General features: G+C 45.0%; 22 protein-coding genes. 6 read left to right on the plus strand and 16 right to left on the minus strand.

What is annotated here, in order from left to right:
• Window positions 1–141: 141 nt before the first annotated feature.
• From AB6C75_RS02380 to rmuC, 8 genes are all read right to left on the minus strand, one after another.
• Window positions 142–441, minus strand: a complete 300-nt coding sequence (locus AB6C75_RS02380; protein ID WP_371707186.1) for an SHOCT domain-containing protein — start codon at window positions 439–441, stop codon at window positions 142–144.
• On the minus strand, window positions 431–1,171 hold the full coding sequence (gene tatC / locus AB6C75_RS02385; RefSeq protein ID WP_371707187.1) for a twin-arginine translocase subunit TatC: 741 nt from the start codon (window positions 1,169–1,171) through the stop codon (window positions 431–433). The genes AB6C75_RS02380 and tatC overlap by 11 nt, the downstream gene beginning before the upstream one ends.
• Before the next feature lie 131 nt (window positions 1,172–1,302).
• Complete coding sequence (gene tatB, locus AB6C75_RS02390) at window positions 1,303–1,710, minus strand: Sec-independent protein translocase protein TatB (RefSeq protein WP_371707188.1); 408 nt, start codon at window positions 1,708–1,710, stop codon at window positions 1,303–1,305.
• A 3-nt stretch (window positions 1,711–1,713) separates the two neighbouring features.
• Window positions 1,714–1,962, minus strand: coding sequence for a Sec-independent protein translocase subunit TatA (gene tatA / locus AB6C75_RS02395; RefSeq protein WP_371707189.1), 249 nt, complete (start codon window positions 1,960–1,962; stop codon window positions 1,714–1,716).
• 49 nt (window positions 1,963–2,011) lie between these two features.
• Complete coding sequence (ubiB, locus tag AB6C75_RS02400; RefSeq protein ID WP_009848053.1) at window positions 2,012–3,646, minus strand: ubiquinone biosynthesis regulatory protein kinase UbiB; 1,635 nt, start codon at window positions 3,644–3,646, stop codon at window positions 2,012–2,014.
• The gene (locus AB6C75_RS02405; RefSeq protein ID WP_017631979.1) at window positions 3,643–4,248 is read right to left on the minus strand and encodes an SCP2 domain-containing protein; all 606 of its coding nucleotides are present in this window, start codon (window positions 4,246–4,248) and stop codon (window positions 3,643–3,645) included. The genes ubiB and AB6C75_RS02405 overlap by 4 nt, the downstream gene beginning before the upstream one ends.
• 98 nt (window positions 4,249–4,346) lie before the next feature.
• The gene (ubiE, locus tag AB6C75_RS02410) at window positions 4,347–5,126 is read right to left on the minus strand and encodes a bifunctional demethylmenaquinone methyltransferase/2-methoxy-6-polyprenyl-1,4-benzoquinol methylase UbiE (protein ID WP_029222994.1); all 780 of its coding nucleotides are present in this window, start codon (window positions 5,124–5,126) and stop codon (window positions 4,347–4,349) included.
• A 65-nt stretch (window positions 5,127–5,191) separates the two neighbouring features.
• Window positions 5,192–6,724: a DNA recombination protein RmuC gene (rmuC, locus tag AB6C75_RS02415; RefSeq protein ID WP_372106721.1), complete on the minus strand. Its 1,533-nt coding sequence runs from the start codon at window positions 6,722–6,724 to the stop codon at window positions 5,192–5,194.
• A 138-nt stretch (window positions 6,725–6,862) separates the two neighbouring features.
• On the opposite strand from rmuC, the gene AB6C75_RS02420 reads away from it, so the two are divergent.
• Window positions 6,863–7,756 carry a DMT family transporter gene (locus AB6C75_RS02420; RefSeq protein ID WP_372106722.1) on the plus strand — a complete coding sequence of 298 codons (894 nt, stop codon included), beginning with the start codon at window positions 6,863–6,865 and terminating at the stop codon, window positions 7,754–7,756.
• Window positions 7,757–7,904: 148 nt separating this feature from the next.
• On the opposite strand, the gene AB6C75_RS02425 is transcribed toward AB6C75_RS02420, so the two are convergent.
• From AB6C75_RS02425 to ftnA, 4 genes are all read right to left on the minus strand, one after another.
• On the minus strand, window positions 7,905–8,312 hold the full coding sequence (locus AB6C75_RS02425; RefSeq protein WP_009848058.1) for a hypothetical protein: 408 nt from the start codon (window positions 8,310–8,312) through the stop codon (window positions 7,905–7,907).
• 130 nt (window positions 8,313–8,442) lie between these two features.
• On the minus strand, window positions 8,443–9,636 hold the full coding sequence (locus tag AB6C75_RS02430) for an NAD(P)/FAD-dependent oxidoreductase (RefSeq protein WP_102257540.1): 1,194 nt from the start codon (window positions 9,634–9,636) through the stop codon (window positions 8,443–8,445).
• Between the two features lie 235 nt (window positions 9,637–9,871).
• A complete protein-coding gene (gene uspB, locus AB6C75_RS02435) occupies window positions 9,872–10,195 on the minus strand; it encodes a universal stress protein UspB (protein WP_009848060.1) in 324 nt (107 codons plus the stop codon).
• A 68-nt stretch (window positions 10,196–10,263) separates the two neighbouring features.
• On the minus strand, window positions 10,264–10,791 hold the full coding sequence (gene ftnA, locus AB6C75_RS02440; RefSeq protein ID WP_004735556.1) for a non-heme ferritin: 528 nt from the start codon (window positions 10,789–10,791) through the stop codon (window positions 10,264–10,266).
• Window positions 10,792–10,980: 189 nt separating this feature from the next.
• Here ftnA and uspA point away from each other — a divergent pair, with 189 nt between their 5' ends.
• Together uspA and AB6C75_RS02450 are read left to right on the plus strand one after the other, a co-directional pair.
• On the plus strand, window positions 10,981–11,415 hold the full coding sequence (uspA, locus tag AB6C75_RS02445; RefSeq protein ID WP_009848061.1) for a universal stress protein UspA: 435 nt from the start codon (window positions 10,981–10,983) through the stop codon (window positions 11,413–11,415).
• A gap of 52 nt (window positions 11,416–11,467) precedes the next feature.
• Window positions 11,468–12,346, plus strand: coding sequence for a carboxylate/amino acid/amine transporter (locus AB6C75_RS02450; RefSeq protein ID WP_017103435.1), 879 nt, complete (start codon window positions 11,468–11,470; stop codon window positions 12,344–12,346).
• A 145-nt stretch (window positions 12,347–12,491) separates the two neighbouring features.
• Here the strand turns inward: AB6C75_RS02450 and AB6C75_RS02455 are convergent, their stop codons facing one another.
• The 3 genes from AB6C75_RS02455 to AB6C75_RS02465 all read right to left on the minus strand — a co-directional run bounded on the left by AB6C75_RS02455 (window position 12,492) and on the right by AB6C75_RS02465 (window position 17,231).
• Complete coding sequence (locus AB6C75_RS02455) at window positions 12,492–13,082, minus strand: hypothetical protein (protein ID WP_372106725.1); 591 nt, start codon at window positions 13,080–13,082, stop codon at window positions 12,492–12,494.
• A 141-nt stretch (window positions 13,083–13,223) separates the two neighbouring features.
• Complete coding sequence (locus AB6C75_RS02460; protein WP_269337751.1) at window positions 13,224–14,003, minus strand: class I SAM-dependent methyltransferase; 780 nt, start codon at window positions 14,001–14,003, stop codon at window positions 13,224–13,226.
• Window positions 14,004–14,123: 120 nt separating this feature from the next.
• Window positions 14,124–17,231, minus strand: coding sequence for an EAL domain-containing protein (locus AB6C75_RS02465; RefSeq protein ID WP_372106752.1), 3,108 nt, complete (start codon window positions 17,229–17,231; stop codon window positions 14,124–14,126).
• Window positions 17,232–17,357: 126 nt separating this feature from the next.
• Here AB6C75_RS02465 and asnC point away from each other — a divergent pair, with 126 nt between their 5' ends.
• A complete protein-coding gene (asnC, locus tag AB6C75_RS02470; protein ID WP_009848066.1) occupies window positions 17,358–17,822 on the plus strand; it encodes a transcriptional regulator AsnC in 465 nt (154 codons plus the stop codon).
• A 68-nt stretch (window positions 17,823–17,890) separates the two neighbouring features.
• On the opposite strand, the gene prlC is transcribed toward asnC, so the two are convergent.
• Window positions 17,891–19,933 carry an oligopeptidase A gene (gene prlC / locus AB6C75_RS02475; RefSeq protein ID WP_060983258.1) on the minus strand — a complete coding sequence of 681 codons (2,043 nt, stop codon included), beginning with the start codon at window positions 19,931–19,933 and terminating at the stop codon, window positions 17,891–17,893.
• Window positions 19,934–20,212: 279 nt separating this feature from the next.
• On the opposite strand from prlC, the gene AB6C75_RS02480 reads away from it, so the two are divergent.
• Together AB6C75_RS02480 and gorA are read left to right on the plus strand one after the other, a co-directional pair.
• Window positions 20,213–21,052 (plus strand): 23S rRNA (adenine(2030)-N(6))-methyltransferase RlmJ, encoded by an 840-nt coding sequence (locus tag AB6C75_RS02480; RefSeq protein ID WP_372106728.1) that lies wholly within the window; start codon window positions 20,213–20,215, stop codon window positions 21,050–21,052.
• Window positions 21,053–21,240: 188 nt separating this feature from the next.
• The gene (gorA, locus tag AB6C75_RS02485; RefSeq protein ID WP_026012237.1) at window positions 21,241–22,599 is read left to right on the plus strand and encodes a glutathione-disulfide reductase; all 1,359 of its coding nucleotides are present in this window, start codon (window positions 21,241–21,243) and stop codon (window positions 22,597–22,599) included.
• Window positions 22,600–22,616 lie beyond the last annotated feature (17 nt).

Consider the following 22,616-nt stretch of genomic DNA (forward strand, 5'->3'; position numbering starts at 1 on the left):
CAACACTTACAACGTCAACATCGAACTCTATGGCATAAAATTTGAGGCATCAAAGAGCTCTATATATGTCAGAACTGTGGTTATCAGTTAAAGATTCGATAAACAGACATAATAAAAAAGCGGCCTAGGGCCGCTTTTTTATTATGTCTGAAGAAGTTCTTTTTTCTTCATTATGAACTCATCATCAGTTATGACACCTTTCTGCTTCAGCTCGTATAATTTCTCAAGCTCATCGGAGATAGGGTATTGCTTTCTTGCCGGTTCTATAAAACACCAAATAAGAGCAGCAACCCAACATAAAAATATGAATAGACCAACGACTGACAAGATGGTTATTGCAACTCTATATGCATGCTTTTTTTTATGAGCAATAATAATAGGGATAAAGGGGGGAATCACGATCAAAAGAACTATTAAAGCCTGCCATATGCTAATCCCCATCTTCCTCATCCTTCCTTGTATAAAACTTCGCAAAAAACAATCCGACTTCAAACAATAGACACATCGGAATTGCTAATAGGGTTTGTGAAATCATATCTGGAGGAGTCAAAAGCATACCTATGACAAAAGCAGCAACAACTATATATGCTCTTTTTTCTGCCAAACTTTGAGGAGTCGTAGCCCCAGTCCAACATAGCAAGATAATGGCGACTGGCACTTCAAAGGCAACGCCAAACGCAAAGAATAATGCCAATACGAAATCAAGATAGCTCGATATGTCAGTCGCAAACTCGACCCCTCCCAATGATATTGCAGTAAAAAAGCCAAACACCAACGGGAATACTACGAAGTAAGCAAACGCCACACCACAATAAAACAGCAATGAACTTGAAGCCAATAACGGCATGATCAAACGCTTCTCGTGCTTGTATAGGCCCGGAGCGACAAAAGCCCATACCTGATACAAAATAAACGGCACCGCGACAAAAATAGACGCGATTAAGGTTAACTTCATCGGGGTAAAAAATGGCGACGCAACATCAGTTGCGATCATCGTCGCCCCTTCCGGTAGGCGATCTACCAAAGGTGCTGATACGAATTCATAAATATCATTAGAAAAATAAATTAAGCCAACAAAAACAACTAGAACAGCTAGAATCACTCTCAGCAAGCGGTTTCTTAATTCTAGTAAATGACTGATTAAAGGTTGTGATTGCTCTGTCGAGGACATGTCAAAACTCTTATGAGGAAATATAGAAAGGAGCCGCGCGTGTATCTATCTACTTGAATAGCTATCGACTTAAACATCTAACGACTTAAACATCTAACGACTCAAGTATCCGGCGACTCCTCCTTGCGAAACTATTCGGCTTTCTTATCTGACGGCGCTGAAGCTTCGCTGTTGACCTGAATGGTTTCAGATTCAACAGTTTCCGTGACACTAGGTTTAGTCTCACTTGGCTTATCAGACTCAGGCTTAGCGTACGGACGTTGAACCTCAGCAGCGGCCTGCTTGAGTTCATCGACTGATGCTTTTAGGTCTGGAGATAAATCTTCCATACCCATTTTTTCCGCCTTGCGTAGGTTTTCTTGCAGCTCTTGCACCTTAAGCTCATGAGAAAGTTCATCTTTCACACTGTTTGCCATGCTTTTCGCTTGCCCAACAAACTGGGAGATACTGCGAATTGCAACGGGCAAACGCTCAGGCCCTAACACCACTAACCCAACGACAGATATTAATACCAGTTCCCAAAAACCGATATCAAACACTTTTTATACCTGCTCTTTGTCTTTCTTTGCTTCAGCAGTTGTTTCAGCACTAGCTTCTGTCTTTTGCTGTTCAATATTCTTTGGTTCAAAGTCTGCGTCTTTCTTATCTGCAGGCTTATCTTCATCGCTCATTGCTTTTTTGAAGCCTTTAACCGCTGAACCCAAATCACCACCAACACCACGTAATTTCTTTGTACCAAATAATAAAATCACAATAACGGCGATGATAAGTAGCTGTTGCCAACCAATCATAATATCTTCCTCAGGCTATCTACACATAAATTTTAAAAGAGTCTACTGTCTAACGACGGTAAGCTCGCCAACTTAGCAGCCAAAATGTGACACCTGCGATGCCACAGCCCATAGATAGCTGCTCATAAGGGCTTGAAACTAATATTGCGGAGCATACGACTAAAGTGGCTCCAACGCCAAACAAAAACTTTCCAGTTGCTTGCTGACGCTTACTATCTCGATAGCCTTGATAAAGCTGATCCATTCTGTGGTTCATCGCTTTACCTTGGCGCAAGCTGTCATAAAGTAGCTCTGGCAGCTCTGGCAGTTTTTCTGCCCAGAATGGCGCGCGCTCTTTTACTGCGTTGATCACAGCTTGCGGCCCCACCTGATTCATCATCCAGGTTTCAAGGAAAGGCTTGGCGGTTGCCCACAAATCAAGTTGCGGATACAACTGACGACCTAGGCCTTCCACATACAACAAGGTCTTCTGCAGAAGTACCAACTGAGGCTGAACCTCCATGTTGAAACGTCTTGCTGTATTAAATAAGTTTAGCAACACATGGCCAAATGAGATCTCGCCAAGTGGTTTTGCAAAAATTGGCTCACACACCATACGGATCGCGAACTCAAAATCATTGACGTTAGTGTCGTGTGGCACCCAACCCGAATCAACGTGCAGCTCGGCGACTTTACGGTAATCTCGATTAAAGAAAGCCAACAGGTTCTCTGCTAAATAGCGCTTATCTTCACTGTTGAGCGTGCCGACAATGCCACAATCCAAACCAATCCACTGAGGGTTATCTGGATTCTCTGGGTTAACGAATACGTTGCCCGGGTGCATGTCTGCATGGAAAAAGCTGTCTCGGAATACTTGGGTGAAGAATACCGTCACGCCACGTTCAGCCAGCAATTTCATGTTGGTGCCGTTGGCGTTTAGCGTTTCAATATCGGATACTTGAATACCGTAGATACGCTCTGACACCATCAGGGTTTCGCTGCTTAGATCAGGGATAACCTCTGGAACATACAGCTCTTCACTGCCTTCAAAATTACGTCGTAGTTGAATCGCATTGGCCGCCTCTCGGCGCAGGTCTAGTTCATCAAGTAACGTTTTTTCGTACTCGTGAACGACTTCAACCGGTTTCAAACGACGTGCTTCAGGAAGCGACTTAGCGACTATACGCGCCATTCGGTGCATCAGTTTTAGATCTGCGTCAATCACCGGGCGAATATCAGGGCGAATAACCTTCAGAACAATCTCGCGACCACTCTCTTTGAGCTTTGCGGTATGCACCTGAGCGATAGAAGCAGAAGCCAATGGCTCGATATCAAAGTCGGTAAACCAGTTATCTAGGCTACCACCGAGCGCTTTTTCCATATCTCGTTTAGCCAATTGACCATCAAATGGCGCCACTTGGTCTTGCAATAGTGCTAGCTGATCAGCGATATGAGGAGGAAATAGGTCGCGACGCGTTGACATCATCTGACCAAACTTAATCCAAACAGGCCCTAATTCTTGCAACGCTAAACGCAAGCGATGACCCAATTCTTTATCTTGATGTTTGTTCTTGAGCCAAAACAGTGACTTTCTCGCCAGCAAAGGAGCCTTGGTCAACTGGTGCTCAGGCATCAACTCATCAAGGCCGTATTCCAACTGTACCTTGATAATATGATAAAGACGTTTCAGTTCTGTTGGGGTCATGCTTTCTCCAACAGAGCGTTCAGTTTAGCTTCAAGACGTGCAGCTGAGCTTTTCACGTCGTCAACCTGATCGCAAAAATGTGCCACTTCTAATGGCGCTGGTGCAATCTTCCACTCTTCAGTTAATACCTGAGCGAGATGGTTTTGATGCTTAGTCGCTTGCTTAGCCACAAGGCCACCAACATTCTTAACGCCTTGTACCAAGGTATGGGCAACCACATCTCCAGTCACGCGCGATAGCCACTCTTCCAAGTCAGGCTTGCAGTCTGTCATTAGCTGAGCAAATTTCTGAGCCAGTTGAATATCACCCTCTAAGATCAGCTTATCTTGCTTGATCAGTTTGGTGATGTTCGATTGCTCACGCAGTTCTGGCAGTACCGATAGGTTCAAAGATAGGTAGCAATCAGGTTGTCCTTCGTATTCAGACAACACATCGATTTGTTGGCTAAAAACGAAAGTGAGAGTTTTATTCAGCTCTTTCAAATTAACTTGAATGATCTGCCCCTTTAAACGAGACAAACGACGAACCAAAGCTGGATCATCGTTCACGAAAGTATTTAAAGAGGTTTCAATAACCGCGGTGACCAATGGATCAAATGGCATGACTGTCCTTACCTTTGAAAACGGATAAGCGTTAACCTATCCGTTCTATCTTTATTCTTATTTTTTAGCACACTCTACGAGCCTGCTACCAAGTTCGACTAGAACTTGTAACCGCGGTGCAGCGCAACAATGCCGCCCGTTAGGTTGAAGTATTTAGTATTTTCAAAACCCGCTTCTTGCATCATGCCTTCCAAGGTTTCTTGGTTAGGGTGCATACGGATTGATTCTGCAAGGTAACGATAGCTGTCTGCATCGTTAGCAATCAGCTCACCCATTTTTGGCAATAGGTGGAAAGAGTATGCATCGTAAACCTTTGATAGAGGCTCAAGCACTGGCTTAGAAAACTCAAGAACCAACAGACGACCGCCCGGCTTAAGTACGCGGTACATTGAACGCAGTGCTTGGTCTTTATCGGTTACGTTACGCAGACAGAAGCTGATGGTAATGCAATCGAAGTAGTTGTCAGGGAAAGGCAGTTCTTCAGCGTTTGCTTGAACATAATGTACGTTGCCAACAATACCGCTATCACGCAGTTTATCGCGGCCAACATTCAGCATTGAGTTGTTGATATCAGCAAGAACCACGTGGCCTTTTTCACCAACGATGCGCGAGAATTTCGCAGTAAGGTCGCCAGTACCACCACCAAGATCGAGGATACGTTGACCAGGGCGCACGCCACTGCAATCAATCGTGAATCGCTTCCACAAGCGGTGAACACCACCCGACATTAAGTCATTCATGATGTCGTATTTAGCGGCTACAGAGTGAAATACCTCTGCTACTTTCGCGACTTTTTGGTCTTTCGCGACTGTTTCGAAACCAAAGTGTGTGGTTTCTGACTCTACTGCTGAATTTGTCTGCACGCTTGTGTCCATAATGCTGTTATCTACCATGGTAAGTTCTCATCGACAGTACACTCTCTCTTTAGAGGCGCTGCGGCCGATTAGTTTACTTTATCCTCAGCGGGTTGTCTTTCTACTAAGGAGGCATTTTCTGAAAAAGCCTCATTTTGAGCGATTTCCGCCAAGCCAACCGAGATAGGTTTCTTCACCTCAACACCCAATTGCTTAAAGCTTTCGGCCTGACGAATCACATTACCACGACCAGTCACCAGCTTATTCATGGCACCTTGGTAACTTTGGTTGGCTCTGTCTAATGAGCTACCAAGACCTTCCATATCATCAACAAACAAGCGCAGCTTGTCGTAAAGTTTGCTCGCGCGCTCTGCAATGATTTGTGCATTCTGGTTCTGTCTTTCGTTGCGCCACAGGTTATCAATGGTACGCAGTGCCACCAGCAAGGTCGTAGGGCTGACCAAGATAATGTTTTGTTCCATCGCGTCTTTGACCAAACTAGGATCAGCTTGAATCGCGACTTGAAACGCAGGTTCTACCGGAATAAACATCAATACATAATCCAAGCTCTGTATGCCTTTGAGCTGATGATAATCCTTCTGGCTCAAGCCTTTAATATGCGCTCGCAGTGAAGCCAAATGATCACGCAGTGCTGCGTCGCGTTGTTGATCGCTCTCAGCGTTGAAGTAACGCTCAAATGCCACCAAAGCCATTTTCGAATCCACCACCACCTGCTTATCTTGTGGCAAATGCACGATCACATCCGGTTGGTAACGCTTGCCGGCATCGTTTTGTAGGTTCACTTGCGTTTGGTATTCATGACCTTCTCGTAAGCCTGAATCCGCCAACACGCGAGCCAGCACCACTTCGCCCCAGTTCCCCTGCTGTTTGTTATCGCCCTTTAGTGCTTGGGTCAGGTTAACCGCTTCACGCGTCATGCTCTCATTGAGGCGCTGCAGGTTTTTAAGCTCATGCACTAAGGTGTGACGCTCTTTGGCTTCTTGACTGAAGCTATCATTAACCTGCTTCTTAAAGCCCTCTAACTGCTCTCTCAGCGGTGATAACAAACCTTCAAGACTCTGCTTGTTCTGCTGATCGACCTTGGCGGTTTTGCTCTCAAACAGTTGATTCGCTAACAGTTCGAACTGCTGCTTCAATCGGGACTCTGCCTGCTCTAACAGCTGCAGTTTTTCACTGTTAGCGAGGTTTTCTTGGTCGTGCCTAGCTTCTTGCTCGCGAAGCTCTGCCTCCAACTCAGACTTATGCTCCTTAAGAACATTGATATCATCGGCATACTGCTGACGTTCTTGCTTCACGGCTTCAAAATAGCGCAGCTTCTCCATCGCAGCCATCACCTTGCCATGTGCCTGCTTAAGTTCAAATGCCGCTTTATCTCGATCATCATCCAGCTCATTGAGCTCTTGTTGCGCCTCTACGAGTGAGGATTTGAGCTGAGATTGTTGTGACTCATGCAGCAAACGGTCGGACTCTAGTTGCTGTTCAAGAAGTCGCTGCTGAAAAGAGAACTTCTGTTTGATCCACCAACCCACGACACCGCCGCTGACGAGCGCGCCAGAAATTGCAGCGATAAGCGTTGCCTGATGTTCGATAATCCATTGCATGATAATGATTTAGCCTAATTGGAAATAACTCATTAAATGGTATTTTGATACTGGATAAATGTCCAGTTTGCCGTATTAAAATTCGACAGATAGACTAAGCGCTCCCTATTCTGCCCCATCAAATTAGAATGAGTTGCTATGAACGAACGTCGTGCCTTGGGCTTTGGCCTTGCTGCGGTATTACTGTGGTCAACAGTCGCTACTGCTTTTAAGCTGACCCTTGCTGAGTTTTCACCGATTCAAATGCTGACCATCGCCAGCATTGTGTCGTCGATTGCGCTGATCGCCGTTTGCGCGTTTCAAGGTAAGCTTTCTCAACTGAGTACCACGTTTCTTTCAAACCCTTGGTATTACTTACTGCTCGGTTTGGTTAACCCACTGGCCTATTACCTGATTCTATTCAAAGCATACGACCTGCTGCCTGCATCTCAAGCGCAAGCCATCAACTACAGTTGGGCGATCACGCTAACCTTAATGGCTGCGGTGTTTCTGGGACAAAAGATTCGTAAACAAGATTGGATTGCGTGTACCTTCAGCTATGCGGGTGTTGTAGTTATTGCCACCAAAGGCGATGTGCTAGGCATGCAGTTCGATAGTCCACTCGGTGTGGCACTGGCTCTGCTTTCAACCTTGCTTTGGGCGGGCTACTGGATTCTCAATACCAAAAATAAAGCTGACCCTGTGGTGGGTGTACTGCTTGGGTTCTTAGTGGCATTGCCATTCGCAATTGGTTTAACCGTTTACGAAGGCGAGAGTTTTAGCCAAATCACAGCGAAAGGTTGGATGGCCGTGACTTATGTTGGCCTGTTCGAGATGGGCATTACCTTTGTCTTGTGGCTATCAGCTCTAAAGCTAACCAACAATACGGCGCGTATCAGCAACCTAATTTTTGCCTCACCGTTTATCTCGTTAATGCTACTTTCAACCATCATTGGCGAAGAGATTCACCCAGCGACACTGTTTGGTTTGATGCTGATTATTGCTGGTTTGGTGATTCAACAGATCAAGTTTTCAAAGAAAAACCCTACGTAAATAAGAGCTAAAAGACTCGATTGAGCACGAAAAGCTATCGATATAGTCGAATTTTCTCAATTAGATGTTAGATACAAAAATGGCGAGTCATATGACTCGCCATTTTTCTGTAAGATAACATTAAGTTGTAAGTCTCAACGTTCGATATTCAACCGTTGTTTTTCATATCAAATTTGGACTTAAATATCATGAAAAACAAGACCATAAATATGAAATCATTTACACCATAAATTGTGTAAAACACGCCAGCCATCGTATCCGCTTCATATACTGGTGATAGCGTATTATTGGAAAGCCAATTCACCCAAACAACCACATAAACCAACTTTTCAATAAAGAAAGCACCAGCAAGATATTTGATGTTCGCATTGATTGTTGCAGCCCCAAGGTACGCAAAACCCCAAACGACGATCATAATCAGTCCAAAGTTGGACATTACAACGGGATCGGCTTCGTTAATGGCACTATTCGTAAAAAAGCGTGAAAACAGTAAAACAGCACCAACATTCATCGCTCCTGCTGCCAATAGAATGCTTTTTACTTTTGTCTGATTCATTGCAAACCCCTCATTTAAATAATTAAAACATCAATCACTTATAATCTTTATCATTTGTGACGAAGTCATTCTTTCTACTGACTGAAAATGTTCTAAATGAATAAACTTAGCCAGTGCTATCGCCAGTATGCTATACGTTTTGGCCTGCAACCCACCCAGACGACCACGTCCATTGGAAGTTATAGCCCCCTAACCAACCCGTTACGTCCATTACTTCACCGATGAAATATAGGCCAGACACACTCTTACACTCCATGGTTTTCGAAGATAGGTGATCAGTATCCACTCCGCCTAGAGTCACTTCGGCTGTTCGATAACCTTCCGTGCCATTGGGTGCAATTTTCCAGTTCTCTAGGTGCTCAACGATGCCACTAAGCTGCTTTTCGTTGAACTGTTTAAGCGGCTTGTCTTCAAGCTCTTTACGATCAATCAGCACTTCCACAAAACGCTTTGGTAGTGCTTTCGCCAAGGTATTTTTCAGGCTCTGATTAGGGTGTTTCTCGCGAGAATTTTCAAGCAACTCGGCAACGTCTACTTCAGGTACTAGGTTGATAGAAACCGATTGACCCGCTTTCCAGAATGAAGAGATTTGCAGTACCGAAGGACCAGATAAGCCGCGGTGCGTAAACAGCAACGCTTCTTTAAATAAAGTGCCGTCTTGCGCTGTGATCTCAGCAGGAATTGCGATACCAGAAAGCTCAGCGAAAGCTTCTTTGTCTTCTTTATGCAGCGTGAATGGTACTAGCCCTGCAGTAGTTGGCAGTACCGACAAACCAAACTGCTCTGCAATCTTATAGCCAAATGGCGTTGCGCCTAGCTTAGGCATAGACAAACCGCCTGTCGCTACAACGAGTGAGTCACACTCAACTTCGTCGGTATTGAGGTGCATCTTGAAGCCTGCGTCTGTTTTTTCGATGGAGTGAACATCACAACGGTAGCGCTGTTCAACTTTCGCTTGCTTACACTCGTCAAGCAGCATGCTCACGATGTCTTTTGCTGTGTGGTCATTCACACAGAACAACTGGCCGTGATCGCGCTCTTCGAACTCAATGCCGTACTTGCTCACCATCGAGATAAAATCCCAGTTGGTGTATTGAGATAAAGCTGACTTCACGAAGTGAGGGTTGTTACATAGGAAGTTGTTGGCTGAAACATCATAGTTAGTAAAGTTACAACGACCGCCACCTGAGATTAAAATTTTTCTGCCTGGTTTCTTTGCATGATCAACCACCAGCACTCGTCGCCCGCGTTTGCCCGCTTCCGCAGCACACATTAAGCCAGCGGCGCCCGCACCAATTACGATTACATCAAATTTTTCACTCATGTGGTTCTGCTTTTCTTCACTTGTGCAGCCCGAGTACGCCCTGTTCTCGAAATGCCATCAATAAAAAAGGATGTGCATAAACAGCACATCCTTACTAATTGCTCGCTATTTTAGCGGTAATTTTAAACTTTGCAATTGATGTTCAATTGTACAATTCACAGACATAAGCAAGCCACTGTTTGGTTTGGCTTAGCGAACCAACAACCGAAGCTCTACTTCAATCGTACTAAATGACTTAGACGATGAAAGAAGACAGCAACGTTACACCTAACAGAGCAGAAGAGAGTATGAATAACTGCCTTACACGATCGCACTTCGACGTAAAAACTTCGTCGTGATGGTGGTGATACTCTTTGCTTTTGATGTAACTAAACAGGCGAACCTGTTTGGTCATATTGCCATGGGTTGTGAAGAAACCACCTCCATCTACTTGTTGATATAGTAGAGGGTGTGCTTCTCGCATAATATAAATGAGTGTTCTTAGCGCAGTAAAGTAACGCGCCCAGTTCACACAAGTCACAACCATTAGTGCAAATAGAATAGTGTCGCCGCTGATCATCCTTTCCTCCTTACATCTTCATAAGAAAACTCAAAAGAAAAAGATAATCAGTGTCTTTCTCGTACTACCTATACGGCAGGAGCTTCCATAATTGAAGATGAACCATCTTTTGCCAATTGCGCTAAGTCTTTATCAATAAAGAACAATGCTTTACCGTCTTCACCAACAAGCTCTAGCTTATCCAATACACCTTTAAACAACTTCTCTTCTTCGTGTTGCTCTGCAACGTACCATTGCAGGAAGTTAAAGGTTGAGTAATCTTGTGTGCTGAAAGCAACGTGAGCCAGTTTGTTGATCTTTTGAGTAATCATTTGCTCATGTTCGTAAGTTTCACGGAACACAGCCCCAAGGCTATCAAATTCATGTTTTGGCGCTTCAATCGCACCTAAAATTGGCATTGCACCTGTCTCACTTACGTAAGTAAAAAGACGCTGCATGTGTTCCATTTCTTCGACTGCATGAACACGCAGAAACTCTGCTGCACCTTCAAATCCTTTATCTTCACACCAAGCACTCATTTGTAAGTATAGGTTGGATGAGAAAAATTCTAGATTAATTTGATCGTTCAGTTGCTCTACCATAGTTTTTGATAGCATTTAAGACTCCTAATTACATCTTCAGTTTTCTCTACTATATCACTATTTTATGAATATCTCGCAGGCCATTAGTTAACCAATATTTCGAGCAAACATTACGCAAGACAGTGGATATGAGATCACTTCAGCAAAAAAAGGCATTGCATAGTGCTAGTCTTTAGTTAGGCAATGAATAGAAGAGGTAGCGATATGAGTTACAAACATATTTTGGTCGCAGTCGATTTATCAGATGACAGCAAATTACTTGTGGATAAAGCGGTAGCATTGGCTAAGCCATTGGAAGCCAAAGTCTCTTTTATCCATATCGATATTAATTATGCAGAGCTCTATACCGGCCTTATTGATATCAACATGGCAGAAACCCAGCACAACGCGATGGAAGCATCTCGAGTTCAGCTACAAAATTTTGCAGAACACGCTCAATACCCTATTACCCACACCTTAGTGGGCAGCGGCGACCTGAGTCATGAACTGTGTGACACCATCAATGAATTCAATGTTGATTTAGTGGTTTGTGGGCACCATCAAGACTTCTGGAGCAAATTGCTCTCTTCAACACGACAACTGATCAATGCCTCGCCGGTTGATATGCTGGTCGTGCCTCTAAGAGATTCAGAAGACTAATGAATTAAGGTTAGGTAACATACAGCTCATATCTTATTAACGAAGTTTTTATATGAGCTATTTAGCTAGTGTTACCCTCTTATGGGCCTTCTCTTTTAGCCTGATCGGCGTGTACCTTGCTGGTCAGGTTGATTCTTGGTTCTCTGTATTAATGCGTGTTGCCCTTGCTGGCATTGTATTTCTTCCTTTCCTGAAGTTTCGAGGTATCTCGCGTAAGCTGATCGCTAAGTTGATGGCTATTGGTGGTATCCAGCTTGGGCTGATGTACTGCTTCTATTACCAGTCTTTCTTGCTGCTATCCGTTCCTGAAGTCCTTCTGTTTACCGTTTTTACCCCAATTTACGTCACACTTATTTATGACTTCCTCAAAGGACAATTCTCTCCGTGGTATTTAGTGACAGCGGCGATTGCTGTATTGGGCGCTGTATTCATTAAATTCGCGGGTATCAACGAAAACTTTTTAGTCGGTTTCCTCGTAGTCCAAGGTGCAAACCTGTGCTTTGCTATCGGCCAAGTTGCTTACAAAGTAGTGATGGAGAAGGAATCGACAGAGTTACCTCAGCGCACAGTATTTGGTTACTTCTATTTGGGTGCGTTATGCGTCGCTTCGGTTGCTTTCATACTCTTAGGTAACCCTGAGAAGCTGCCAACAACCACTCTTCAATGGGGCATCCTGATTTATCTTGGCTTGATTGCTTCGGGGCTAGGTTACTTTATGTGGAATAAAGGTGCATGCATGGTGAATGCTGGTGCACTGGCTGTAATGAACAACGCCTTAGTTCCAGCCGGCCTTGTAGTGAACATCCTTATTTGGAACAGAGACGTCGACTTGATTCGATTGGCCATTGGCGGCGCGGTTATCTTGTTCTCTCTATTCGTCAACGAGACATGGGTGAAAAAGCGTGTTGCGAGATCCACAAGCAACGCCTAACCGCTTTCACTGAGCTAAGTGAACTAAACTAAGCTAAGTGAGCAGAGCTAAATGAGTTAGCTCTGATAACCCCAAAAAGCAAAAGAGCGACCTTAGGTCGCTCTTTTTAAATCATCGTTGTAGCAATAAGTTATCCGTACCAGTTTCAGTGAATGTGACTATGGCTCACTACCTGAGTCTTGGTTTCAGTGAAAGCGACGTCATCAAGTTGTAGGTTGATACGTTCAAGGTTACTTTCCAGTTTTTGACTTTTCTTAAACAGCTTTTGCTGCTTCTTAATCATCTTCGCGAGCTTTTTGTTGTACTTCTCTTGTCTCTTAGCCGCTTTCTTCGCTCGCTTGAGATCGGCTTTTTCATCACCACTCGCATTAGCGATTCGTTTTTTCAGTTTGGCTTTTTTCTGTGATGCATTTTTATCTACAACATTAGCGGCAATATCAGCAACGGCTGGATCGAACATTTGAACAACAGGTTCAAGGGTCTCGTTGATTTCAGCAAGTGATAGCTCGGGTGCAGGTAATGTTTCCGCTAACAGGCCGCATGCGGCTTTTTCTTCAACGGGTTTATTTTGACAGCCAAGAGGTGGAATTGCGGTTGGTTTGCATAGGTTCGCTTGATCCGCCGAAGAACGCGCACAAGAACGACACACAAACTTAGGTTGAGTAACCAAACTGTGGATCTCTCCTAAGTGTTCAGTGATATCTCGACGGTTTAACTTACAAAAGCGTTTAGCCATGCTACAACTCCAGCTAAGAATAATAATGATTCTTAGTTAGATATACATCCGTAACGCGACTATCGCAAGTGTTAAATGCCAATTTATCGTATTTATGACGGGAAACTTTCTTAGTGTGTAGCTAAGCTATTGATGCTTAAGCTAAGTCATTGATGCTTTCACATAGACGTCAAAACGGTTCTTTTTAGTTTCGATTGCCATGCTCGGTTTTTGCTCGTCTAACCATGCTGCGTAATCCGGTCTTTTGACCACAACGCGCTTAGTTGCCAGCTTCATCGCAGGCTCAAACAAGCCATCGGCATCCAGATCGGCGCCAACCAAAGATTGGAATACTCGCATCTCTTTCTTAACCAAAGCCGACTTCTTCTTGTTCTCTGGATGTGGGTACATAGGATCGAGGTACACCACATCAGGCTGTTCGAAGTTAGGGTCGTTGCTAAGTTTATCCAGCGCGTCGTGACTTGAAGCGTGAATCAACTTCATACGTTCGCTAACCCAACCGCCGATATCTGGGTCTTTTTGTGCTCTCTGCAGGCCGTCATCCAATAATGCAGCCACAACTGGATGTCGCTCTACCATCTGCACTTTACAGCCCAACGAAGCCAATACAAATGCGTCACGCCCTAAGCCTGCTGTACCATCAAGAATAGTTGGCGTTGCGCCTTTGTTTAGACCTGCCGCCTTAGCAATTGCCTGACCTTTACCACCACCAAACTTACGTCTGTGACCGACTGCGCCTCCGACTAAATCAACAAAAATAGCGCCAAGCTTAGGTTCATCGACTTTGCGTAGCTCAAGTCGCTCGCGAGTCAGCACCAAAGCAAACTCGCTACTTTCATCATGAGATAAATTCCAACGGGTCGCTAAGTCATTTAAATGATCGATTTGGGTAGCATCTTCGCAAATCAGTTGTAATTGCAAGGTCGTCTCCAACAGACAGTGGTATTCAAAATAAAAGAGGCAACCAGTTTACCTGATTGCCTCCACAATACATATTAGCGGTGAAAAGTATTCACAGCTCGGTCGGCTTACCTAAACCAATTACTCTATCTCTCGTTCTTGCCTTAACTCTTCAACAAGCTCGGCCAGTGGCTTCGGTCGGCCAATAACATAGCCCTGAGCGTAGTTAACACCGAGTTCAATCAACTTATCGAGAACCTGAGTATTTTCAACAAATTCAGCCACCGTGTGCTTGCCCATCTGCTTCGCTAAATCATTGATCGAACGAACCATCACATAGTCCATCTCGTTAACATCAATATCACGCACAAACAGGCCATCAATTTTCACAATATCAACGGGTAATGCCTTCAGATATCCGAATGACGACAAGCCTGAACCAAAATCATCCAGAGCAATCAAACAGCCGAGCTCTTTAATTCGAGTAAAGAAGTTGATTGCCTGCTTCATATTACTCATGGCGGCCGTTTCAGTGATCTCTAAACAAACCTTATGGCAAGGCACTGATGAGTTCGCCAAACTTTCAATCAAGAATTCAACAAACTCTCGGTTACCCATAGAGTGACCAGAAAGGTTTATCGAACACATCCCCAAATCATCAACGAGATGTGGGCGTTGCTCCAACCAATTCAACGTCTGACTGACGACTTGGCGATCAATCAAATGCGCGATGTTATAGCGCTCGGAGGCTGGCATGAAGATCCCCGGTGAAATGTACTCACCTTGGACGTTCTTGATCCGCACCAGTATCTCAAAGTGCATTTTGTTGCTATTTTCCTCTAGGCCAAGAATACGTTGGGCAAATAACTCCAAGCGATCATTGGCTAAGGCTTCGTGTACCAAGTTAACGCATTCCATTTCTAAATGGCGACGGCGCAGATCTTCATCATCTAGATGATAAAGGTGATAACGATTTCGCCCTTCCTCTTTAGCGGCATGGCAAGCGGCATCCGCCTGTGCATGCACCATTTGTGATGAAGCGGCAGTATGGTCAATCAATCGAATTCCGATAGAACAAGTAAGATTGAGGTGAATATCGCCCCATAAGAATGGATTCTCACTCATCATCGATATAATACTGTGACAGACATTGACAGCATCTCGCTCAGTACAGTCTTTGATTAGTACCGCAAACTCATCTCCCCCCATCCGAGCTAACACAGCATTGTAAGGAAGCACATCTTCTATCAGATTAGCGCTAAATAAAATCGCGGCATCACCCGCTTCATGCCCAGCAGTATCGTTCAGTACCTTCAATTGGTCCAAATCTAAGAACAACATCGCATGAGTTCTCATATGACTCTCAACCTCTTTCAGCGCCTTTTGTAGCTCTTGCTCAAAGTGGTTGCGGTTGAAAGTGTCTGTAAGCAGGTCATAACGCGCTTGGTATTCTAACTTTTCAGAAAGTTCGCGGGTTTCGGTAATGTCTTCTCCAACAATCAACAGCTGACCCGAGTCGACCAGTGGACGAATATTTTCACGAATCCAGATCGTTCTACCGTCCGCATGACGATACTCGATATCACGGCGCCACACGCCGCGAATTTTGTGCTGTGGTTGCAACAAGATATGACGAGGAATCATCGCGTTCTCATCCACATAAAATTCTCTAGGGCGATGCCCCAAAAGCAGATCAAGTGGATAACCTAGTAATTCTTCAGCAAACTGGTTCACTTGCTGAATGCGATTATTGACATCCAGTGTAATCATCATCACCGGTTGCTTGTCGTAATACAGTTTGAGATTCGCTTCACGTTGGAACAATTTGTTCTCAGCAAGCTTTCGTGAGGTAACATCACGAGCTTCAAATAAGAACTGAATGGTGTCCTCTTCACTGCTCGGCATCGGCTTTAAAGAGATATCTAGCACCATTCCACCACGATCACGGCACCATACCTCAGCCTCAAATCGTAAGGTTGGATAATCATCCCTTTCAGCAAAATACTCCTTCAGCGCTTCGCCCGCGGCATCCTCCCAATATTCTTGGAGAGGTGTTCCTAATTTATAACCTTGATTATAAAGAAGCTCATGCAGCTTACTGTTGCTCGACAGCAGTACACCGCCTTTATCAAGAATACCCATGTACTGTAGACTTTGATCGAATATCGACTCCAGTAACAGCTGGCTTTGTCGGCTAGCACGCTCACTTTTCTTGAGGCGGTTGAGGTAGTAAACCAAGGTCGCAATAACACACGACATAACCAGAAACAGCAAACCTATTGTTCGAATTTCATCGTGATAACGCACCAAGAATGACTGAGGCTTATTGAGAAAAGTAATTGAAGCTTCATTCTCAGTTCCCAGCCCCCAGCGTGACATCTGTTGGTAGTCGAGTTTAATTTCCGATGCGCCAGGTGCGACTAAAGGCAGAGGTTCATTTGGGTTTGCTAATACCTTTAGTAAAACACGTCCCGTATCTCGACCTTGCGTTTCACCACTTTGAATAACACCGCCTATCGCCCCAAAACCCAACCCCAAATCGTGCACCATATACAGTGGCATTTGGGTTTTAATGTTCAATTGTCGCCAGTCTTCAACGCTACTCACGTTGCCTTTAGCATCGCGATAATATGCCCAAAAGAGTAAGCTCTGATCTAGATCGGTTCGCTGAGAAAACGCAATTAACTCTTGGTAAGAGTCAGGCACATAGTGCTCCAGCAAATCGGAAAAGTGGGGGTGATCCTCAATAGAACGATCGATTTGTGAGCGGATAGCCTCACCTGTTACTGAATGGTCAGTAACAATGTATATCTTCTTTACGTTTGTTTGAAGGCGCTTAATTAGCTCAATATTACCCAATAAATCAATATCTTCAGTAATGCCCGTCGCGTTCAAACCTTCAATCATTTCAGGGGAGAAATTGTTGATGCCACCAAAGATTACTGGCGTATCTTTGAGATCGGGCGCAAGGCGCTTCATTAAATTAAGGGCGTTATTGTCACTGACCACAACCGCAGCAAATTCTTCATGCATCAACTTGGTGTGATAAAGCTGATAAACGCGCTCTAAGTATTCTGGGTTTTGAGTTCGTTTACTATCCAAATAAACAACTCGATACGATAGTCGATCACGGTCCAGTTCTTCTGATAATCCTTTGTGGAAATCATCAGTCCAGAAAAAACCCTGATGATAAGAGTGAATAACCAACACATCTTTTGTTTGAGCTGAAACAAAAGCACTCCAACACATAACAATCAAAAACAACGAAAATCGCACTGAATTCACCCTAACACTATAGTTGCTGCTAATATTATCACCCTTGGCTATGATGTGTACTAAAGCCGGTATGTTTTTTATTCACCCTAAGGATTATGCATGTCCACAACTACAGCTCGTCTGGATGATCTAGACCGTGCCATTCTCAAAACCTTAATGGAAGATGCGCGCACGCCTTATGCTGAAATGGCAAAGAAATTCGATGTCAGCCCCGCGACGATTCACGTTCGTATCGAAAAGATGAGATCGGCCGACATTATTGAGCGAACCGAGGTTGTGGTAAACACCAAGAAGCTTGGTTACGACGTGTGTTGTTTTATTGGTATCAACCTTAACGCAGCTCGCGACTACCACTCAGCCATTGCAAAACTGAATGCCTTAGATGAAGTGGTTGAGGCTTACTACACCACTGGCGCCTACAACATTTTCGTAAAGCTGATGTGTAAATCGATCGAAGAGTTGCAGTTCGTACTGATCGATAAATTGCAGGCGATTGACGAGGTTCAATCGACTGAGACACTGATTTCATTGCAGAACCCTATCAACCGCAATGTAAATCCATAATCGTTTGATAAATCGATACAAAAAGAGCCTCACAAGGAGGCTCTTTTCACATTCTGACTAGCACAATATTAAGCGCTGATACCCGCATGACGCAGCATCGCGTCGATTTGAGGCTCACGACCACGGAAGCGTTTGAACAGCTCCATTGGCTCTTCACTACCACCCATTTCAAGGATGTTGTTCAGGAAGCGATTACCGGTTTCAGTGTTGAAGATACCTTCTTCTTCAAATGCAGAGAACGCATCTGCAGACAATACTTCTGCCCATAGGTAGCTGTAGTAACCCGCGCTGTAGCCACCAGCAAAGATATGCCCAAAGCTGTGCGAGAAGCGGTTCCAATCAAGGCTTGGCAATACAGAAACCTTAGACTTCACGTCGGCTAGCGTTTCTAGTACGCGCGCACCGACTTCAGGATCGTACTCTGTGTGCAGTGTGAAATCGAACAGGCCAAGCTCTAGCTGACGCAGGATAAACATCGCAGATTGGAAGTTCTTCGCCGCTAGCATTTTCTCTAGCATCTCTTTTGGTAGCGCTTCACCTGTTTCGAAGTGACCAGAAATGAACGACAGCGCTTCCTCTTCCCAACACCAGTTTTCTAGGAACTGACTTGGTAGCTCAACGGCATCCCAAGGCACACCGTTGATACCCGCGACTGCGCCCGCTTCAACTTGCGTTAACATGTGGTGGATACCGTGGCCAAATTCGTGGAATAAAGTGACCACTTCATCGTGAGTAAACAGTGCTGGTTTGTCACCGACTGGTTTGTTGAAGTTACACGTTAGGTAAGCAACAGGCGTCTGTAGTTCACCAGATTGAGTAATGCGACGACCGCGACAGTCATCCATCCAAGCGCCACCACGTTTGTGTTCACGTGCGTATAGATCTAGGTAGAAGCTACCGCGCAATGTGCCTGTCGCATCGAAGATGTCGAAGAAACGCACTGAATCATGCCATGTATCCACACCTTCACGCTCAGTCACAGACATACCAAACACACGGTTTAGTACTTCGAACAAACCAGACACTGCGTTCGACTCAGGGAAGTATGGACGAAGCTCTTCATCAGAGATCTCGAACAAGTTCTGTTTTTGTTTCTCGCTGTAGTAAGCGATGTCCCACAGGTTTAGCTCAGAGACACCAAACTCTTTCTCAGCAAACTGACGTAGCTCTTCTACTTCGCGCTCACCTTGTGGTTTGGCTTTTACTGCTAGGTCGTTAAGGAAACCAAGTACTTGGTCTGGCGTTTCTGCCATCTTAGTCGACAGAGATTTTTCACTGTAAGTGCTAAAGCCAAGCATACGTGCGATCTCGTGACGCAGCTTAAGTTGTTCAGTGATGATCTCAGTGTTGTCCCACTTACCAGCATTTGGACCGCGATCTGAAGCGCGAGTTACGTAGGCTTCGTACAGTTCTTTACGCAGTTCTTGGTTATCACAGTACGTCATCACTGGTAGATATGAAGGGATGTCCAGAGTCAGTAGATAACCTTCCTGCTCTTTAGCTTGTGCCGCGGCTTGTGCTGCTGCCAATGCCGACTCAGGCATACCAGCCAGTTCAGCCACGTCTGTAACTTGCTTGCTCCAACCCATGGTTGCATCAAGCACATTGTTTGAGAATTGAGAACCCAGCTCAGACTGACGCTTGCTGATCTCGCCGTAGCGGTGCTGCTCGTCTGCGGGTAAGCCAATGCCTGATAATTCAAAGTCACGCAGTGCGTCGGTAATGGTTTTCTGTTGAGCTTGGTCTAATGCCGAGAATGCCTCACTCGCCTTGATCGCTTTATACGCTTCGAACAAACCTTTGTGTTGGCCGACCCACGTGCCGTACTCAGAAAGTACAGGCAGGCAGCTCTCATAAGCGTCACGCAGTTCGTCGCTGTTCATCACAGAATTCATATGGCTTACAGGTGACCAAATACGGCCTAAACGATCATCCACTTCTTCAATTGGAGCAACGAGGTTGTCCCAGCTTGGTGAAGTATTACCTTCAAGTACTTGTTCTATCTTGTTGCGACACTCTTCAATCACTTGCTCAACCGCTGGCTTAACGTGCTCAGGTTTGATCTGTGAAAACGGAGGTAAGTCCGTGAAGGTTAATAGCGGATTAGACATATAAACATTCCTTTGGCTTTAGAGACTTTCGTCTTTTTTGTAATGAGGTCGCCTTACAGTCATCAGGCTAAGGATCGCCCTAAAAAATCACCTGCGAATAGTTATTAAATAGTGCCCATGAAGGCAAATTTCAATAGTAGAACCAATAACTAACTGCATATTGCGAACAGCTGTTCCTGAATTGTTCGAGAATTTATGGTCCATTGGGGGTTATAATAGTCAAATTAACCCCACCTACACTAACCACACTCTAATTCGAGAGTGTTACGAGAGTTTAATTTGTTAAGTTATCGCCACAGCTTCCACGCGGGCAACCATGCCGACGTAGTAAAGCATATCGTACAGAGCCTTATTCTTAATTCTTTGAAACAGAAGGATAAGCCTTTTGTTTACCATGACACTCACTCTGGTGTAGGTCGTTACGACTTAACGCATGAATGGTCTGAAAAAACGGGCGAATACAAACAAGGTATTGCCCGCGTCTGGGCACAAACAGAACTTCCTGAAGACATTCAAAGCTACCTTGAGTCTATCTCAGCACTCAACAATGGCGAAAAACTGCGTTTTTACCCAGGTTCACCACGTGTAGCACGTGCGCACCTGCGTGACCAAGACCGCATGGTACTGACCGAACTTCACCCAGCCGATTACCCGCTGCTTGAGCAAGAGTTCCACCGCGATCGTCAGGTGTCTATCTATAAAGAAGATGGCTTCCAACGCTTAAAAGGCAGCCTGCCACCAAAAGAGCGTCGTGGTTTGGTGCTAATCGATCCGCCTTACGAACTGGCAAAAGAGTATCGTGATGTTGTGACTGCGATTGCTCAAAGCCATAAACGCTGGGCAACTGGTATCTACGCAATTTGGTACCCAGTGGTAAACCGCTGTGATATCGAAGACATGATCGAAGGACTTGAAGGCTTAGGCATCAACAAGATTCTACAAATCGAACTTGGCGTATCACCTGACACCAACGAGCGTGGCATGACAGCATCAGGCATGATTGTTATCAACCCGCCTTGGAAGCTAGAAAGCCAAATGAACGAAATTCTTCCATTCTTGAAGGAAGCAATTGCGCCGGCAACCGGTCACTTCAAAGTAGAGTGGATCGTACCCGAGTAATCTCGAACTTAACGTCATGCTCTGACGAATATTCAGCAGATTGTGACGTACACGAATAAATTTTAAACAGGGAGATTGAGTTCAACCGATCTGCCCTCAATATAATAATTAGACAATTTAAGAATCTATAGGACGTAGGTGTTCAGTGCGCTCACTGTACCCACAGCCTTCAATAAATGGAGAAAGTAATGGCGACTCATTTTGATTACATCTGTATCGGCGGCGGTTCAGGCGGCATCGCATCAGCTAACCGCGCAGCAATGCACGGTGCAAAAGTTGCACTTATCGAAGCTCAAGACCTTGGTGGTACTTGTGTAAACGTTGGTTGTGTTCCTAAAAAGGTTATGTGGCACGGTGCTCAAGTTGCTGAAGCAATCAACCTATATTCAAAAGACTACGGCTTCGACGTTGACGTAAAAGGCTTCAACTGGGGCAAACTGGTTGAAAACCGTCAAGCGTACATTGGTCGTATCCACCAATCTTACGATCGCGTTCTTGGTAATAACAAAATAAACGTAATCAAAGGCTTTGCTAAGTTTGTAGATGAAAAAACCGTTGAAGTTAACGGTGAACACTACACAGCGGATCACATCCTAATCGCAGTGGGTGGTCGTCCAACCATTCCAAACATCCCTGGCGCAGAGCACGGTATCGACTCAAACGGTTTCTTCGATCTGATGGAGCAACCTAAACGTGTTGCTGTAATCGGCGCAGGCTACATCGCAGTAGAAATCGCAGGCGTACTAAGTGCACTTGGCACAGAGACACACTTGTTCTGTCGTAAAGAGTCACCACTTCGCAGCTTCGACCCAATGATTGTTGAAACACTGGTTGAAGTAATGGAAGCGGAAGGCCCAACACTTCACACGCACTCTGTTCCTAAAGAAGTAGTGAAAGAAGCAGATGGCACACTGACTCTGCACCTTGAGAACGGCAACACTCAAAACGTTGACCACCTAATTTGGGCTATCGGTCGCCACCCAGCCACTGACGCTATCAACCTAGCATCAACTGGCGTTGCAACTAACGACCGTGGCTACATCAAAGTAGACGAGTTCCAAGCAACCAACGTTCCTGGCATCTACTGTGTTGGCGACATCATGGAAGGCGGTATCGAGCTAACACCTGTTGCAGTTAAAGCCGGTCGTCAACTTTCTGAACGCCTATTCAACGGTCAAACGAACGCGAAGATGGACTACACGCTCGTTCCTACTGTTGTATTCAGCCACCCACCTATCGGCACTATTGGTCTAACGACTCAAGAAGCTGAAGAGCAATACGGCAAAGACAACATCAAGGTATACACGTCTGGTTTTACTGCAATGTACACTGCAGTCACTCAGCACCGTCAACCTTGTAAGATGAAGCTAGTATGTGCTGGCGAAGAAGAGACTGTCGTTGGCCTACACGGCATCGGTTTTACTGTTGATGAAATGATTCAAGGCTTCGGCGTTGCAATGAAAATGGGCGCAACCAAAGCAGATTTCGACTCTGTTGTGGCAATTCACCCAACGGGCAGCGAAGAATTCGTTACCATGACGGGTTAGTGTAGGAAAAGCATCTT

Origin of the sequence: Vibrio sp. 10N.237.312.B06, assembly GCF_041464685.1 — a bacterium.
GTDB lineage: Bacteria > Pseudomonadota > Gammaproteobacteria > Enterobacterales > Vibrionaceae > Vibrio > Vibrio tasmaniensis_A.

Coding starts and splice junctions, on each gene's coding strand:
- AB6C75_RS02380 (WP_371707186.1), bottom strand. CDS start 441: ATGGGGATTAGCATATGGCAGGCTTTAATAGTTCTTTTGATCGTGATT.
- tatC (WP_371707187.1), bottom strand. CDS start 1,171: ATGTCCTCGACAGAGCAATCACAACCTTTAATCAGTCATTTACTAGAA.
- tatA (WP_371707189.1), bottom strand. CDS start 1,962: ATGATTGGTTGGCAACAGCTACTTATCATCGCCGTTATTGTGATTTTA.
- ubiB (WP_009848053.1), bottom strand. CDS start 3,646: ATGACCCCAACAGAACTGAAACGTCTTTATCATATTATCAAGGTACAG.
- AB6C75_RS02405 (WP_017631979.1), bottom strand. CDS start 4,248: ATGCCATTTGATCCATTGGTCACCGCGGTTATTGAAACCTCTTTAAAT.
- rmuC (WP_372106721.1), bottom strand. CDS start 6,724: ATGCAATGGATTATCGAACATCAGGCAACGCTTATCGCTGCAATTTCT.
- AB6C75_RS02420 (WP_372106722.1), top strand. CDS start 6,863: ATGAACGAACGTCGTGCCTTGGGCTTTGGCCTTGCTGCGGTATTACTG.
- AB6C75_RS02425 (WP_009848058.1), bottom strand. CDS start 8,312: ATGAATCAGACAAAAGTAAAAAGCATTCTATTGGCAGCAGGAGCGATG.
- AB6C75_RS02430 (WP_102257540.1), bottom strand. CDS start 9,636: ATGAGTGAAAAATTTGATGTAATCGTAATTGGTGCGGGCGCCGCTGGC.
- uspB (WP_009848060.1), bottom strand. CDS start 10,195: ATGATCAGCGGCGACACTATTCTATTTGCACTAATGGTTGTGACTTGT.
- ftnA (WP_004735556.1), bottom strand. CDS start 10,791: ATGCTATCAAAAACTATGGTAGAGCAACTGAACGATCAAATTAATCTA.
- uspA (WP_009848061.1), top strand. CDS start 10,981: ATGAGTTACAAACATATTTTGGTCGCAGTCGATTTATCAGATGACAGC.
- AB6C75_RS02450 (WP_017103435.1), top strand. CDS start 11,468: ATGAGCTATTTAGCTAGTGTTACCCTCTTATGGGCCTTCTCTTTTAGC.
- AB6C75_RS02455 (WP_372106725.1), bottom strand. CDS start 13,082: ATGGCTAAACGCTTTTGTAAGTTAAACCGTCGAGATATCACTGAACAC.
- AB6C75_RS02465 (WP_372106752.1), bottom strand. CDS start 17,231: ATGTGTTGGAGTGCTTTTGTTTCAGCTCAAACAAAAGATGTGTTGGTT.
- asnC (WP_009848066.1), top strand. CDS start 17,358: ATGTCCACAACTACAGCTCGTCTGGATGATCTAGACCGTGCCATTCTC.
- prlC (WP_060983258.1), bottom strand. CDS start 19,933: ATGTCTAATCCGCTATTAACCTTCACGGACTTACCTCCGTTTTCACAG.
- gorA (WP_026012237.1), top strand. CDS start 21,241: ATGGCGACTCATTTTGATTACATCTGTATCGGCGGCGGTTCAGGCGGC.